This is a genomic window from Mucilaginibacter terrigena (genome assembly GCF_004168255.1).
Classification (GTDB): Bacteria; Bacteroidota; Bacteroidia; order Sphingobacteriales; family Sphingobacteriaceae; genus Mucilaginibacter; species Mucilaginibacter terrigena.
On sequence record NZ_SEWG01000010.1, the window covers coordinates 78,843 to 93,529 of the forward strand.

Annotated in this window: 19 protein-coding genes; 8 read left to right on the plus strand and 11 right to left on the minus strand. The window is 43.3% G+C overall.

The genetic code is table 11. From position 1 onward, the window contains the following. Window positions 1-45 precede the first annotated feature (45 nt). On the plus strand, window positions 46-1,164 hold the full coding sequence (locus EWM62_RS18565; RefSeq protein WP_162499876.1) for a CapA family protein: 1,119 nt from the start codon (window positions 46-48) through the stop codon (window positions 1,162-1,164). On the opposite strand, the gene EWM62_RS18570 is transcribed toward EWM62_RS18565, so the two are convergent. After that, window positions 1,161-1,346, minus strand: a complete 186-nt coding sequence (locus EWM62_RS18570) for a hypothetical protein (RefSeq protein WP_129878178.1) — start codon at window positions 1,344-1,346, stop codon at window positions 1,161-1,163. The two genes, EWM62_RS18565 and EWM62_RS18570, sit on opposite strands and share 4 nt — an antisense overlap. Before the next feature lie 298 nt (window positions 1,347-1,644). Between EWM62_RS18570 and EWM62_RS18575 the strand changes: the two genes are divergently transcribed. The 5 genes from EWM62_RS18575 to EWM62_RS18595 all read left to right on the plus strand — a co-directional run bounded on the left by EWM62_RS18575 (window position 1,645) and on the right by EWM62_RS18595 (window position 5,835). Next, window positions 1,645-2,097 (plus strand): 3-oxoacyl-ACP synthase, encoded by a 453-nt coding sequence (locus EWM62_RS18575; protein ID WP_129878179.1) that lies wholly within the window; start codon window positions 1,645-1,647, stop codon window positions 2,095-2,097. 147 nt (window positions 2,098-2,244) lie between these two features. Further along, on the plus strand, window positions 2,245-2,634 hold the full coding sequence (locus EWM62_RS19720; protein ID WP_129878180.1) for an RNA recognition motif domain-containing protein: 390 nt from the start codon (window positions 2,245-2,247) through the stop codon (window positions 2,632-2,634). 287 nt (window positions 2,635-2,921) lie between these two features. Then, a complete protein-coding gene (frr, locus tag EWM62_RS18585; protein ID WP_129878181.1) occupies window positions 2,922-3,485 on the plus strand; it encodes a ribosome recycling factor in 564 nt (187 codons plus the stop codon). A 106-nt stretch (window positions 3,486-3,591) separates the two neighbouring features. After that, the gene (locus tag EWM62_RS18590; RefSeq protein ID WP_129878182.1) at window positions 3,592-3,969 is read left to right on the plus strand and encodes a hypothetical protein; all 378 of its coding nucleotides are present in this window, start codon (window positions 3,592-3,594) and stop codon (window positions 3,967-3,969) included. A 111-nt stretch (window positions 3,970-4,080) separates the two neighbouring features. Then, window positions 4,081-5,835 carry an ABC transporter ATP-binding protein gene (locus EWM62_RS18595; RefSeq protein ID WP_129878183.1) on the plus strand — a complete coding sequence of 585 codons (1,755 nt, stop codon included), beginning with the start codon at window positions 4,081-4,083 and terminating at the stop codon, window positions 5,833-5,835. Between the two features lie 68 nt (window positions 5,836-5,903). Here EWM62_RS18595 and pyrH read toward each other — a convergent pair whose 3' ends face one another. From pyrH to EWM62_RS18640, 9 genes are all read right to left on the minus strand, one after another. Beyond that, window positions 5,904-6,608 carry a UMP kinase gene (pyrH, locus tag EWM62_RS18600; RefSeq protein WP_129878184.1) on the minus strand — a complete coding sequence of 235 codons (705 nt, stop codon included), beginning with the start codon at window positions 6,606-6,608 and terminating at the stop codon, window positions 5,904-5,906. A gap of 50 nt (window positions 6,609-6,658) precedes the next feature. After that, window positions 6,659-7,780, minus strand: a complete 1,122-nt coding sequence (nagA, locus tag EWM62_RS18605; protein ID WP_129878185.1) for an N-acetylglucosamine-6-phosphate deacetylase — start codon at window positions 7,778-7,780, stop codon at window positions 6,659-6,661. Window positions 7,781-7,962: 182 nt separating this feature from the next. Beyond that, window positions 7,963-8,814: a translation elongation factor Ts gene (tsf, locus tag EWM62_RS18610; protein WP_129878186.1), complete on the minus strand. Its 852-nt coding sequence runs from the start codon at window positions 8,812-8,814 to the stop codon at window positions 7,963-7,965. Window positions 8,815-8,900: 86 nt separating this feature from the next. Next, window positions 8,901-9,764, minus strand: coding sequence for a 30S ribosomal protein S2 (gene rpsB / locus EWM62_RS18615; RefSeq protein WP_129878187.1), 864 nt, complete (start codon window positions 9,762-9,764; stop codon window positions 8,901-8,903). 19 nt (window positions 9,765-9,783) lie between these two features. Then, entirely contained in the window at window positions 9,784-10,170 is a 387-nt protein-coding gene (gene rpsI, locus EWM62_RS18620; protein ID WP_129878188.1) for a 30S ribosomal protein S9, read from the minus strand. A gap of 20 nt (window positions 10,171-10,190) precedes the next feature. Further along, window positions 10,191-10,628, minus strand: a complete 438-nt coding sequence (rplM, locus tag EWM62_RS18625; protein WP_067062091.1) for a 50S ribosomal protein L13 — start codon at window positions 10,626-10,628, stop codon at window positions 10,191-10,193. 506 nt (window positions 10,629-11,134) lie between these two features. Beyond that, a complete protein-coding gene (locus tag EWM62_RS18630) occupies window positions 11,135-11,428 on the minus strand; it encodes a type II toxin-antitoxin system RelE/ParE family toxin (RefSeq protein WP_129878189.1) in 294 nt (97 codons plus the stop codon). Beyond that, entirely contained in the window at window positions 11,429-11,689 is a 261-nt protein-coding gene (locus EWM62_RS18635; protein WP_129878190.1) for a hypothetical protein, read from the minus strand. A 43-nt stretch (window positions 11,690-11,732) separates the two neighbouring features. Beyond that, window positions 11,733-12,752, minus strand: a complete 1,020-nt coding sequence (locus EWM62_RS18640) for an aldo/keto reductase (RefSeq protein ID WP_129878191.1) — start codon at window positions 12,750-12,752, stop codon at window positions 11,733-11,735. Window positions 12,753-12,867: 115 nt separating this feature from the next. On the opposite strand from EWM62_RS18640, the gene EWM62_RS18645 reads away from it, so the two are divergent. Together EWM62_RS18645 and EWM62_RS18650 are read left to right on the plus strand one after the other, a co-directional pair. Next, window positions 12,868-13,194 carry a hypothetical protein gene (locus EWM62_RS18645; RefSeq protein WP_129878192.1) on the plus strand — a complete coding sequence of 109 codons (327 nt, stop codon included), beginning with the start codon at window positions 12,868-12,870 and terminating at the stop codon, window positions 13,192-13,194. A 32-nt stretch (window positions 13,195-13,226) separates the two neighbouring features. After that, window positions 13,227-13,619 carry a hypothetical protein gene (locus tag EWM62_RS18650; RefSeq protein ID WP_129878193.1) on the plus strand — a complete coding sequence of 131 codons (393 nt, stop codon included), beginning with the start codon at window positions 13,227-13,229 and terminating at the stop codon, window positions 13,617-13,619. Between the two features lie 53 nt (window positions 13,620-13,672). Here the strand turns inward: EWM62_RS18650 and EWM62_RS18655 are convergent, their stop codons facing one another. Further along, entirely contained in the window at window positions 13,673-14,653 is a 981-nt protein-coding gene (locus tag EWM62_RS18655) for an acyl-ACP desaturase (protein WP_129878194.1), read from the minus strand. Window positions 14,654-14,687: the final 34 nt, after the last annotated feature.

The window sequence follows — 14,687 nt, forward strand, 5'->3', positions numbered from 1 at the left end:
CAGATCCTTTCACTAACCATGGGAGGATTTTTTTTTTTGCCCCTGATGAAAACCCGGTTAACCCTCCTTTTTTTTGTTGCAATACTGATGGTGGCCTGTAACCAGCCGCCGGCAAAGCGTGCTGTTATCCAAAAACAGGTTGCAAAAGCAGCAGATAAAAAGGTCATCAATCCGCCGTTGGATGTTATTAATATAGCGGCAGTAGGCGATATTATGCTGGGATCATCCTATCCCGACAGTACCTTTTTACCTCCGGATAGCGCCAAAAACAGCTTTAAACATGCGTTGAAAGACCTGCGGGAAGCAGACCTGGCATTTGGCAACCTGGAAGGCGTACTGCTTGATACCGGTGCGCCGGTTGGTTATAAGCTGCGTTTTAAACACAAAGGGTATTTGTTTAAGATGCCCACCAAATATGGGAGTATTTTAAAAGATGCAGGGTTTGATGTGCTGAGCGTAGGTAACAATCACTCGAACGATTTTGACCGCGCGGGGCGTAAAAGCACTATTAAAATACTGGATAGCCTTGGCGTACACGCCGCTGGCTTTAAAACCCATCCTTCAAAAGTATTTACATTAAATGGCGTTAAATACGGCTTTTGCGCGTTTTCGCCAAACGGGCAAACGGTATCCTTACTGCATATCGCAATGGCAAAAAACCTTATTGCCGATCTGAAATCCAAAACTGATATTGTTATCGTATCGTTTCATGGGGGCGGCGAGGGCGCCGATTACGAGCATGTGCCCGATTCTGCAGAGATATTTAAAGGGGAGGACCGCGGGGATCTTCGGCTGTTTACCCATGCCGCAATTGATGCCGGGGCCGATGTTATACTGGGCAATGGCCCGCATGTTGCCCGCGGGATGGAATTGTATAAAAACCGGCTGATAGCTTATAGCCTGGGTAATTTTGTAACTTACAAAGGGGTTAGCGTAAGCGGCGTTTGCGGTTTGGCGCCGCTGCTTAAAATTTGCATCAATAAAAAAGGTGAATTTTTAAACGGGCGGATAGTATCTTACAGGCAAAACCACCAAACAGGCTTACAGCCCGATACGCTCAACCGTGCCGCATTACGCATAAAAGCCTTAACCCAAGCCGATTTTATTCGGCCTGGTTTAAGTATTTCTGCTTCTGGTGCTATAACACCATCAATTACAAACTAAGCTTCGTCCTTGGTGTTGCGCACCAGGCTGATCCCCGTAAAAAAGAATATGACAGAAATAAGCCCCACAACAATTAATGTAGTGGGCGCGCCTGTATGCTGTATAATTTGCACACCGGTATAAATTAGCCCTACAATTCCCAGTACGGTAAGTACAGCGCCGAAAGTACGTTTTAAGTTCATGTTTTATTATTAGTTAAGTGATTAACAACTAATCATTAACCACATTAACCCTTGTTTGTTTGCAGGGCACCTAACGCAAAAAAAAAGACGAGTTATATCATAAAACTGTAAATTCGCCGAAGTAAACGTATCACTTTTCTAAAAAATTACGTTTATACATCTGTAAGTGCCTCGCATTTACATTGTGATAAGGTTTAGGTTGAAAGTCCCCGGGCAGCGAGTGCCTGGGGCTTTTATTTTTTACAGCTTTTAGCAATCCCATCCATTTTGTCCATCTTCGTTTTTTTAACATAATATAATGAGTGATATAAAAGCAAAGCTGCATGCGCTGTGCGTTACGTACGTAAAAACCCGCATGCATGCCGCAGAGCAAGCCATAGCCGAAGCCCGGCAGGCCCAAAACGACGATACCAAAAGCAGCGCGGGCGATAAGTACGAGACCGGCCGCGAAATGGCGCAGCAGGAAACCAACCGCAACCTTACCCAACTGAACGAGGCCAATAAACTGATGGTGGCTCTAAACCAGGTCTCGTTTAACGGCACATCATCAAAAGCCGAAACGGGTAGTGTGATACTGACCAACAACGGCAACTTTTACCTGGCCATTAGCGCAGGCACGCTCACTTTAGATGGTAAAAACTACTTCGCGGTATCGCCGGCATCGCCAATTGGTTTTAAACTGAAGGATAAAAGGCCCGGTGATGAATTTATTTTAAATGAAAAAACTTATCAAATACAGTCAATCCTTTAATTATCCGGCCTCTGTTTTGTGCCGAAATAGAAAATAAAAAATATAGTTTAACAAATTATTGTACAATTGATTGATTTCTATTCTATATTTGGTGTAAACAAATAAATGAACGGTTAACAAACTGATCATTACTAAACTAATTTTTTGATGAACATATTCGTAGGAAGCCTTCCGTACTCATTAGAGGAAGCAGATTTACAAGAGCTTTTCGAAGCTTATGGTGAAGTAACCACCGTTAAAATTATTATTGACAGAGAATCCGGCAGAAGCAAAGGTTTTGGATTTGTTGAAATGTCTGATGACGAAGCAGCTCAAAAAGCAATTTCAGGCTTAAACGGTTCTGAAGTTAGCGGTCGTTCTATCGCTGTAAGCCAGGCAGAAGACAAAAAGCCAGGTGACCGCAGAGGCGGTGGTGGTTTTGGTGGCGGCAACCGTGGCGGCGGTGGCGGTGGCTACTCAAGAGACAATAACAGAGGTGGCGGCGGTGGCGGCTACTCTAAAGATAGCAGAGGTGGCGGCGGCGGTAGCCGTTGGTAATCTGTAAAAGATCATTAAGGGCAAAACACGGTTAATTAAACGGTGTTTTGCTTTAAATTATTTTTGAAACACGCTCTCAAAATTTGTTAGCGTGCTTTTTATTGCCTTTTTTTAACGTAAATGGCGTGTTATTTATAACGCATAGCTGCTGCTATACTGCCCGGGCATGGCCAGTTAAAACTACTTGCATAATTTTTTGTTAATAGGCCAATAAATTCTTTGTTTGTATAGCCGGGAATTTAAGGAGCTTTGATACTTTTTATTATTTTTGTCAAAAATCATAACCAATGAGCGAACTCATTAAGAAACAAGTAACTGATGCAAAAGCTTTAATGGATAAAGCTATAGAGCATGCAGATAACGAATTAAATAAGATCCGTGCAGGTAAGGCAAACCCATCTATGTTAGATGATATTAGCGTTGATTACTACGGCACACCTACCCCGCTAAGCCAGGTAGGCAGTGTAAACACGCCCGATGCACGTACTATTATAGTACAGCCCTGGGAAAAATCATTACTACCGGCTATAGAGAAAGCTATTAAAGAAGCCAACCTGGGTGTTAACCCGCAGAATGACGGTGTTATCATCCGCATTAACGTACCACCGTTGACAGAGGAGCGCCGCCGCGATTTGGTTAAAAAAGCCAAAGGGGAAGCCGAGACCGGTAAAATTGCTATTCGTAACATTCGTAAGGATGCCAACGAGAAAATTAAAAAATTAAAAACCGAAGGCGTTTCTGAAGATGAGATAAAAGTTGGCGAAGCCGACGTTCAAAAACTGACCGACTCTTATATTGTTAAAGTTGACCAGTTATCTGAAGCAAAAGAAAAAGATATCATGACGGTTTAATTTAAAACCTGCTGAATAGTAGAAGGGATGACCGCAAGGTTCATCCCTTTTTTGTTGGGTACATATTTCAAATTTTTCAGTAGATTTAGACTTAATCATATCATAAATGAGAAGATTTTATCTATGCATTTTGATCGCCATTGTTATATCCTGCAAATCGGCACCTGATTTTAAAGATTACGGGGTAATATCAATTGAGGTAGATTCGATCCCGGGGCTTGATACGAGTAATAATGTAGTCCGACCATTAGGTGAAATCCGGCGGTATTATCTTACCAATAAGTCTACAAAAGATACCATAAATTTTATTTGCAAAGCTTATCTGAAAGCTGATAATCAAGCACTATCAGAAAAAATAGTGAAACACACTGTTGCCCCACAAGAAACAATCTGGCTAGATATCTATAATTCAGGTATTGATAGTAATGAAGATCAAAAATTGATTAACTATAAAATCATTAGTGCCAATTTAGTTAATAAGTAATTGCAAACTTTCCGTGCGCAGCCGTGTCGGGTCCTACTTATTAACCTCATTGTCAAATTAAAGGGAATGAACCGCTTAGCCATTCCCTTTTTTTATTTTTGTGCCATAACCATGAATATACTATTATCTTATTTATCAAAACACCGCTGGGTAGTGGTGCTGGCGCTTTTCCTGGCTGCCATGAACATTGGCTTTTCCCTGCTCGATCCATACATCACCGGCCGTATAGTAGATAACTTTATCGAAAAATATAAAGTGCTCAGCCACGACGAATACTTGTTTGGCGTGTTAAAGCTTGTGGGCATGGCTATTGGCGTGGCCATGGTATCGCGTATAGCAAAAAACTTCCAGGATTATTTTACCAATATCATTACCCAAAAGGTTGGCGCCGCCATGTATGCCGACGGGTTAAAGCACTCGCTTGAGTTACCTTACCAGGTGTTTGAAGACCAGCGCAGCGGCGAAACCCTGGGCATATTGCAAAAGGTGCGCTTAGATTGCGAAAAATTCATCACCTCGTTTATCAGCATCTTATTTGTGAGTTTAATAGGTATGGTGTTCGTAATAGTTTACTCGGCTACGGTAAGCTACCAGGTAACGCTGGTTTATTTTGCAGCCATACCTGTTATCACCTTTGTGAGCATGGCGATGAGCCGCAAAATAAAGCGCATTCAAAAAAACATTGTATCAGAAACTACCGCGCTGGCGGGTTCCACTACCGAATCGTTAAGGAACATCGAACTGATAAAGAGCCTTGGCCTGGCAAAACAGGAAATAAAGCGACTAAACGCCACCACCTACAAGATCCTGGACCTGGAGCTGAAGAAGGTTAAATACGTGCGCAGCATGAGCTTTGTACAGGGCACTACCGTAAACTTTGTGCGCAGCGTAATGGTGGTGATATTGTTACTGCTGATATTTAAAGAAACTATCTCGCCGGGGCAGTATTTCAGCTTTTTGTTTTACTCGTTCTTCCTGTTTAACCCTTTGCAAGAGCTTGGTAACGTTATTTTAAGCTGGCGCGAGGCGGAGGTATCGTTAGGTAACTTCAAAAATATTTTAAACACCCCAATTGATAAAAAGCCCGAGAAGCCCGTATTATTAGAGAAGGTAAAAACCCTTGCGTTTGATAACGTAAGCTTTAAACACTTAACCGCTAACCGCAACGCGCTTAATAACATCAGCTTTACCACCCACACCGGCGAAACCATCGCTTTTGTTGGCCCATCAGGCTCAGGGAAAACAACATTGGTGAAATTACTGGTTGGTTTGTACCAGCCGTTAGAAGGTGATATCCTGTATAACAATACCCTGAGCAAGGAGATTGACCTTGATCAGCTGCGCGAAAAGATAGGCTTTGTTACGCAGGATACGCAATTGTTCTCGGGTACCATCCGCGAAAATTTAAAGTTTGTTAACCCAAACGCTACAGATGAAGAATGTATGAACGTATTGCAGCGCGCGGCCTGCCAAACCTTGCTTGCCCGTGCCGATAAGGGCTTAGATACTGTAATTGGCGAAGGCGGTGTAAAAGTATCGGGTGGCGAAAAACAACGTTTATCCATTGCCCGCGCCCTGTTACGCAAACCCGACCTGCTGGTATTTGATGAAGCGACATCCTCTTTAGATTCCATCACCGAAGAAGAGATAACCGATACCATACGCGATGTATCGGTACTGAACGATCATATCACTATCCTGATAGCGCACCGGCTGTCCACCATTATGCATGCCGATTGTATTTATGTGTTAGAGAAAGGTAACATCATCGAATCGGGCAAGCACTTTGACCTGATAGACCAAAAAGGCCTTTACTACGCCATGTGGAGGCAACAGATCGGCGAGAAGCATACGGTGGATGCGTAACCCTTATATGTTTATAACAAGAAAGCCCCGCTGAAATCAGCGGGGCTTTCTTGTACTTGTATATTTTCTTACTTCACCAGCGTACCAATTTGTTCGCCTTTGGCTATTTTCATGAAGTTGCCTTCTTTGTTCATATCAAATACGATGATAGGCAGCTTGTTTTCCTGGCAAAGGGTAATGGCGGTCATGTCCATAACGTTAAGGCCTTTATCGTAAACTTCCTGGAAGCTGATCTCGTCGTAGCGGGTGGCTGTAGGATCTTTCTCCGGGTCGGCGGTATAGATGCCGTCAACACGGGTACCTTTCAGTACAACGTCTGCCTTGATCTCTATGGCGCGCAATGATGCAGCGGTGTCTGTTGTAAAGTATGGGTTACCGGTGCCGGCGCCGAATATCACAATCTTACCTATCTCTAAATGGTGCATGGCACGGCGGCGGATGTAAGGCTCGCAGATCTGCTCCATTTTGATGGCCGACTGCAAGCGGGTTTCCACACCAATGCTTTCCAGGGCGTTTTGCAGGGCCATACAGTTTATAACGGTGGCCAGCATACCCATATAATCGGCCTGGGCGCGCTCCATACCGCTTTTTTCGGCACTAAGTCCTCTAAAGATATTGCCGCCGCCAACCACGATGGCTATTTCTATGCCCTGGTCTTTAACGGCCTTTATATCGTGCGCGTATTGCAGCACCTGGTTGTTATCAATACCATACTGGCGCTCGCCCATCAGGGATTCGCCGCTAAGCTTTAGTAGGACTCTTTTGTATTTCATGTATGAGGAAGATTTATCAAAAATAGATAATAAATGGTATTGTTAAAATTTTATGTAGCAGGTGTTAAATAATTACCCTGCAATATGGTTGCCAGGGTTTGGTACTGCTTGTTAAATATAACCAGGTCGGCATCAAAACCGGCTTCAATTTTGCCTTTTGTTGGTTTAGACGCCAGTTTTGCCGGATAAAGCGATGCCATATTTACGGCCTCGGCCAGTTCAATGCCTACCCTGTTCACGCAGTTTTGTACCGCTTTTAGCATGGTAAGGCTGGAACCTGATAGCGTGCCATCGGGCATCACATATTTATCCCCTTCCAACCTGTGCTGGTATGTACCTTCGGTTGCCGAGGTTACCGCATCGGTGATCAGGAACAATTTATCGCCCAGTTCGCGCTTAGCCAGGCGGATCATCGGCCAATCCACATGGTTGCCATCGGCAACAATGCTGGCGTAGGGTTTCTCTTCAAATATAGCCGGAATGTAACCCGGTTCGCGGTGGTGCATTTGCGGCATGGCGTTAAACAGGTGCGTAACTGCCGGGATGGGCTTATTTAAAAATGCCTTCCCCTGCTCATAACTGGCGTTGCTATGTCCCGATGATATGATGATGCCCTGCGCATGCAGGTAATCTATCACTTCCTGGTCCTGTAATTCGGGTGCTATGGTCATCATGGTAATAACGCCATCGGCCTGTTCTACCCAGCCTTTCAGTTCGGCAAGCGTTGCTTTTTTGATCAGGCTGTCGGGGTGCGCGCCTTTTTTTATAGGGTTAAGATATGGCCCTTCCAGGTGTACGCCCCAAAAGTTGCCCCTTGCTACCTTACGGTATTCTTTTGCTGCCGCGATACCTGTTTCAACAATATCGTTTGTATTGGTGCCGATGGTAGCAAAAAAGCCGGTGGTGCCCTGGTTTAGCAGGTCGTCTTCCATGCGTTTTAAGGCAGCTATTTCGGGTTTGCCGGCAAATAGTTTACCGCCGCTGCCGTAGATCTGCAGGTCGATAAAACCCGGGGCAAGGTAAGCGCCGTTAAGGTCCTTCCTTTCTGCATCTGCCGGGATGTCGGTTTCGTCAATTACAGCTTTAATTTTGCTGCCTTCAATTAAAACGGCTTTGCCCTTGGCGATGTTACCGCCCGAAATGAGTTTAAGGTTATGAAGTGCTGTTATCATATTAGCCCCCTCTAAATCTCCTCCGCTGGTAAGCGGAGAGACTTTTTGATTTTAATGTTCTTTCCAATGTAGAGACACGACACTTCGCGTCTTTTCGCAAACAGAGACGCGAAGTGTCGCGTCTCAAAAAAACAATATCGCAAAAAAAATCCCCCTCGTTAATAACGAGGGGGATAATATAATTAAGCTCCTAAAGCTACCCGCTTGAAAGCGGTAACGGTTAGGCCTTTATCAACCGTATCTAAGAACTGGGCTACAGTTTTAGAAGAGTCTTTAACAAACTCCTGGTTTAATAAGGTAGAATCTTTGTAGAATTTGTTAAGCTTACCGGCAGCAATTTTTTCAACCATTGCCTCAGGCTTGCCTTCTGCACGGATCTGCTCTTTTGCAATTTCGGTTTCGCGCTCAATAGTAGTAGCGTCAACGCCGTCTTTGTCAATAGCAACAGGGTTCATGGCAGCAATTTGCATAGCAACATCTTTACCTGCTTCATCAGCGCCGGCAACAGCTTTGCTTAAACCAACCAATACACCTAAACGGTAGTTACCGTGTATGTAAGCAACAACTTTATCGCCTTCAATAACTTCGTATTTAGATACACCGATCTTCTCGCCGATCTTACCTGTTTTGTCGATAATAGCATCACCGATTTTAATACGTGAGTTTTCAACGTCAATTTCAAGGTTGTAAAGTTCTTCGATAGAAGCCGGTTTGTTTTGAACAGCAGCGTTTGCAATTTCGTTACCGAAAGCAACAAACTCAGCGTTTTTAGCCACGAAATCAGTTTCGCAGTTAAGTTCGATAACCACACCACGTTTAAAATCTTCAGAAGTACGTGCTATAACAACACCTTCGTTCGATTCGCGGTCCTGGCGGCTTGCGGCAACCTTAGCACCTTTTTTCCTTAAAAAATCAATAGCAGCTTCAAAATCACCATTGGTTTCTGTTAAAGCCTTTTTGCAATCCATCATGCCCGCACCAGTTTGCTGGCGCAGTTTGTTTACATCTGATGCAGATATTTGTACTGTAGACATTGTATTTGTTTTAATGTTGTAAAGTTGAAAGGTTGCAAAGTTGAACGTTAAAACATTTCAACTTTGCAACCTTTCAACATCAAAAATTATTCCTCTGTTGAATCAGCAGCAGGGGCTTCAGTTTCAGTTGCCTCAGCTGTTACTTCGGCAGTTTCTGCAGTCCTCTTACGTTTGCCACCTTCAGCGCGGTCTGCTACTTCAGGCGCATCAGCTTTTGCTTTAGCAGCAGCTGCTTCTTTTTCAGTTTCGTCTTCTTTTTCGCGTTTGCGCTCATCTAAACCTTCTTCGATAGCTTTGATGATAATACCGGTGATCAATGAAATTGATTTGGTAGCATCGTCATTCGCCGGGATAGGAAAATCGATGTTCGAAGGGTCAGAGTTTGTATCAACCATCGCGAAAGTCGGGATGTTTAATTTCAATGCCTCAGATACCGCGATGTGCTCTTTCTTCACGTCGATCAGGAACAAAGCAGCAGGTAAACGGTTAAGGTCCGCAATACCGCCTAACAATGTTTCTAATTTGATACGCTCGCGCTGTATCATCAAACGCTCTTTCTTAGAAAGGTTGCTATAAGTACCGTCTTTAGTCAATTTATCGATGTTCGACATCTTTTTGATCGACTTACGTACGGTAGCAAAGTTGGTTAACATACCACCCAACCAACGCTCGGTGATGTAAGGCATGTTTACGCCTTTTGCATATTCAGCTACGATATCTTTCGCTTGTTTCTTTGTAGCTACGAATAATACTTTACGACCTGATTTTACAATTTGTTTTATAGCTGCAGCAGCTTCTTCAACCTTTGATAAGGTTTTGTTTAAATCTATAATGTGGATACCGTTACGCTCCATGAAAATGTACTGTGACATTTTCGGATCCCATTTGCGGGTAAGGTGACCAAAGTGTACACCTGCATCCAGTAAATCCTGATATGTTGTTCTTGCCATTGTTTGTGTCCTCCTTAAATTATCGTTTACTGAATTGGAATTTCTTACGTGCTTTCTTGCGTCCTGGTTTTTTACGCTCAACCATACGGTCATCACGTGTCATTAAACCTTTAGCGCGTAACGATGGTTTTTTCTCCGGATCCAGTTCAACAATAGCTTTCGCGATGGCTAAACGTACGGCTTCGGCCTGGCCTTTAACACCACCACCTGCAACGTTTACTTTAACATCAAATTTACCGGCCGAGCCAGAAACTTCTGTTGATTGCATAACGATGTACTGTAATGGTAAGGTAGGGAAGTACTCTTTGTAATCTTTACCGTTAACGGTAATAGTGCCTGTGCCATCATTTAAATAGATGCGGGCAACTGCTGTTTTTCTTCTGCCTGAAGTGTTAGTTGTTGGCATTTTTCTTTTCTCCTTTTAAATTAAATGGTTGTTGGATTTTGAGCTGCATGAGGATGCTCTGCACCTGCGTAAACATGCAGGTTACCATAAATAGCACGGCCTAAACGGTTTTTAGGTAACATACCACGTACGGCTTTTTCAATCACACGCTCAGGATGCTTTGCCATTAACTCTTTTGGAGAAATGAAACGCTGACCACCCGGGTAACCGGTGTAAGAAACATACTGCTTTTCGCTGAATTTGTTTCCGGTCAGTTTAACCTTGTCTGCATTGATAACGATAACATTATCTCCGCAGTCTACGTGTGGGGTGAACCCTGGCTTGTGTTTACCTCTGATCATCATCGCGATCTTAGTACACAAGCGCCCCAAAATCTCATTGTTTGCATCAACAACAACCCATTCTTTATTAACGGTTTTCTTGTTGGCTGAGACAGTTTTGTAACTTAACGTATTCACTTGCTTTTAATTAAATTTATTAAACGTATTCTATACCCCGTAATTACGGGACTGCAAAGATACGCCTATTTGTTTAATTAACAAATGGTTTTTGCGGAATTATTGGGTGGATTTGATGTGTAGTGGATTGGATGGGTTAGGGAAGTAGAAATTGGTTGGATTGGCTTAATTGATTGGGCTTGTTAACTTATTTGATTTAATTGGTTAAGTGGTTTGAGTTGGTAGTTGAATGATATACAAGTGAATTAGTTGTTGATTAGTTGGTTAGTTACTTGCTTAGGATTGGCTAAATGATTGGGTGAGTATTTGACCAGTATAAAAATTGATTAGATAATTTCGCTTTTAGCGTATATAAATCGTGGCGTTGCCTGCGGCCCGGGCTTTACGCTCATACGCCTGCAGGCCTTAGTCACAAGGCCGGTATCCGCTGCAATCCCTAACGCACTTTTATAAATGCAAAGAGACGCGAAGTATCGCGCCTCTACAAAATCTTCATTAGAAATCTTTTAACGATTTTTCCTTTTAGGATGCCTGCTGGTGTGGAAGATCGATGCTATCCAGATCACGTTGCGCTTCTTTTCAATGCGAAAAACAATTACATATGGAAAAACTTCAGTGTTAGCCTGTCGGTGTTTCCCAACTACCATATAAAACAAGGGGTTCTTTCTTACTTGCTCAATCTTTTTGTAAACCTCATCTTCAAACCTGTTACCTAAACCAGTTTGCTGCATCTCATACCAAGACCATCCATCGAACAACTCAAATTGTGCTTTGTCAGCAAACTCAATTATATAGTCCATTTATACACCTTGTTCTTTTTTGAAACGCTGCTTCCTTTCCTCCATAAAAGCTTTTACTTCATCTAAAGTGTGGCTTTGGTCTATCCCCTCTTGATATCGCCTGTAACGCTCATCCATATCAGCCTCAAATTCTTCTTCGCTGGCCCAATGGTGGCCCGGCACAATTTGCCCTTCTACCAAAGTATAAATAGCTTTTACCTTCTCGTCGTCCGCTATATTAATATAATCGTGTAGCTTTTCCCTTATAGCTGCTGTTGTCATAGCTTTCCTCTTTTAACAAATTTAATTAATTATCGGCATCTTATCAACGCTTCTCCACCCTATCATAAAACCCACCAAAGCTATTTACCTTCACAGCCTCTTCCGCAAAAAAATCACCGGGGAAACCTAACTCGATCTTACTGGCATCATCCAGTTTTTGGATATGGGCAGGGCTTAGTACCACATCAACGGTTTTAAGGTTATCTTTTAGCTGATCAACCTTAGTAGCGCCTACAATAGGAATGCAGCTAAAACCTTTGCTCATGGTCCATTGCAGGGCTACGTGGCTTTCGGATACGCCGAGTTCCTGTGCAATTTCCATCACTACTTTGGTAATGCTTTCTGCACGGCTATTCAGGCGCTTGCTATCGGGTTTTATGCGACCTTTATCGCCTTTTAAATATTTACCGGTAAGTGCGCCGCCTGCAAGGGGTGCCCATAGGGTAACCGTCATCCCGAAGTGTTTAGCCATCGGGATCAGTTCGCGCTCGGCGGTGCGGGCAAGCAGGCTATATTCAACCTGCAGGGCTATAAACTGGCTCCAGCCCATCAGCTCGGCAAGGGTGTTGCCTTTGGCTACAACCCACGCAGGGGTATCGCTAATAGCGGCATAAGTCACCTTGCCTTGTTTGATCAGGTCATCCAGTCCGCGCAGTACCTCATCTATCGGGGTGATATCGTCCCATATATGCAGGTAAAGTACATCTATAAAATCTGTCTTTAAACGTTTAAGACTATCTTCCACGCTGCGCATCATATTTTTGCGGCTGTTGCCGCTTGCGTTGGGGTTGGTGGTATTATCCTTTAAGGTATATTTTGTAGCGAGCACAAAGTAGTCGCGGTCCTGGTTAGCCAGGTAATCGCCTATGATCTTTTCGCTGGTGCCCAGTTTGTATATATTGGCTGTATCCAGGAAGTTGCCGCCGGCATTGGCGTAGGCATCCATGATCTCGAAACTGGTGGCAGTATCGGCGCCCCAGCCGCCTTCGGTGCCAAGACCCATGGCACCTAAACAAAGTTCGGATACTTTCAGGCCCGAGCGGCCCAGTAATTTATATTTCATAGTGTGGTATTTGTAATGTAAACGCTGTAAGCAAAACTGATGTTTTAAAAGCTTAAATAAAAGCGCGCGTAAACAATAAGGGTAAGCCAATTGTAAATATATCAAACTCAAAGCCATGAAGATCATCACCCTGCATAAACCTGTTAACATCAACGAGCTTTATAACCATATCAACGAGCGGCTTAACCCCATCTTCCATAAGCAAAAGCAAAGCGACATTAGCTTTACTATCACCAATACACCTGCCGGTATCGAGATCTCGCAACCCGACCTTTATGAAGGCATTTTGTTCACCATTACCGTACAGGACGATGAGCTTTGGATAACCCGCAACGAACATTATGTGGACGATATTAACTCCATCACGGTTGAATCGATACTAAACAGCCTGTTTGATGATCTGTCCAATGGAAAGGGAACGGATCTGGTGCAGGAGGGTTAAATTAGTTATCTTAGTATATCAAATGTAACTGAATGTCAGGTCTATTCCCGTTTATCGCATGGTTGATAATTTTCTTAGTAATAACTATTGTACTTTTTATTACTAAAAAAAGAGGACAGCTAAACGACAAATATAGCCAAGCCCCAAATCTTCTCTTATTTATTGTATGTGGCGGTATTCTGATGGCATCATGGGCTGCATACTGTTTAAACAGATCAAAAAACGAAAGCTTTAATGGCATAATACAAAAAGCTGTTTATGAAAAGCCTAAACAGATTCCTACAATTACAATTAAAGGAATTGATTATAACTTAGGATATCTTAATTATACTGATTACGACACAATTGTAGCAGGCGATATAGCCATAAAAGAAAAGGGCACTTTTGAATTTCGGCTAATAAAGGGAAATAGAAAATTCGAATAAACAAAAAACCCTCCTTGCAAGCAAGAGGGTTTCAAATTAATATCCAATATTTCCTATCCGTAGATCCAGCTGAACTTGTATTCCAGCATTGGGTTTTTCATACGTTCGGCAACGCGCAATAAGCGGTTTGGCAGGTTCATGATGTAATCACGGGCCTTTTCGCCGTCTTCTTTCAGGTCGGTAACACTTTCAATATGCCAGTCTTCTATCAGTTCTTTTAATATGTCAACATAGTCGATAGCGGTGTAGATACCCAGGCGCTCCGCAGCATCGGTAAAGTGACCGAATGTTTGGCCTATCTTCAAACCAACTTCGCGCAGGAAGTGAGCAGGCATCACAATCTTTTTACGCATCATATCCTCAAAAGCCAGCATGGCCTCGTTAGGGTCAACCTCAAATATTTTTTCGATAAAGTATTTGTAAGCCTTAGCGTGGCGGGCTTCGTCACCGGCTATAACGCCGCACATTTTTGACAGCAGTGTATCACCATCCTTTTTAGCCTGCGAAGCTACACGGCGGTGAGATACGTTTGTTGCCAGTTCCTGGAAGGATGTGTAAATAAAGTTACGGTATGGGTCGTGCCCGGTTCCAATGTCAAAACCATCGGCAATAAGGTACTGGGTAGATACCTCCATCATGCGCATGTTAACACGGCCGCTCAGGTAAAGATATTTGTTCAACAGATCACCGTGACGGTTTTCTTCGGCTGTCCAGTGGCGGGTCCATTTCATCCAGCCGCCTTCTTCGTTATCAGATACGCCTTCAACCATGGTTAACCACGATTCGTAGGTAGGCAGGGCCTCTTCGGTAATGGTATCGCCTATCAGTACGGCTACAAGGTCGTATGATAAACCCCGTGCGCTTTCCTGCATTTCTTTAATTTCGCTGAAAAACGTATCCCTCGAAGCATCCGGTAAAAAATCTGATGGCTGCCATATTGTATCAATGGGTTTCAAATATTCGTTCATCTTTTCGAGCATGAACTTTTCAATGTGACCCATTACCTCTTTGCGTTTTTCTTCGAAAAATTTCATAGTACCTTATTAGTGAGCAAAGTTAACGATTAAA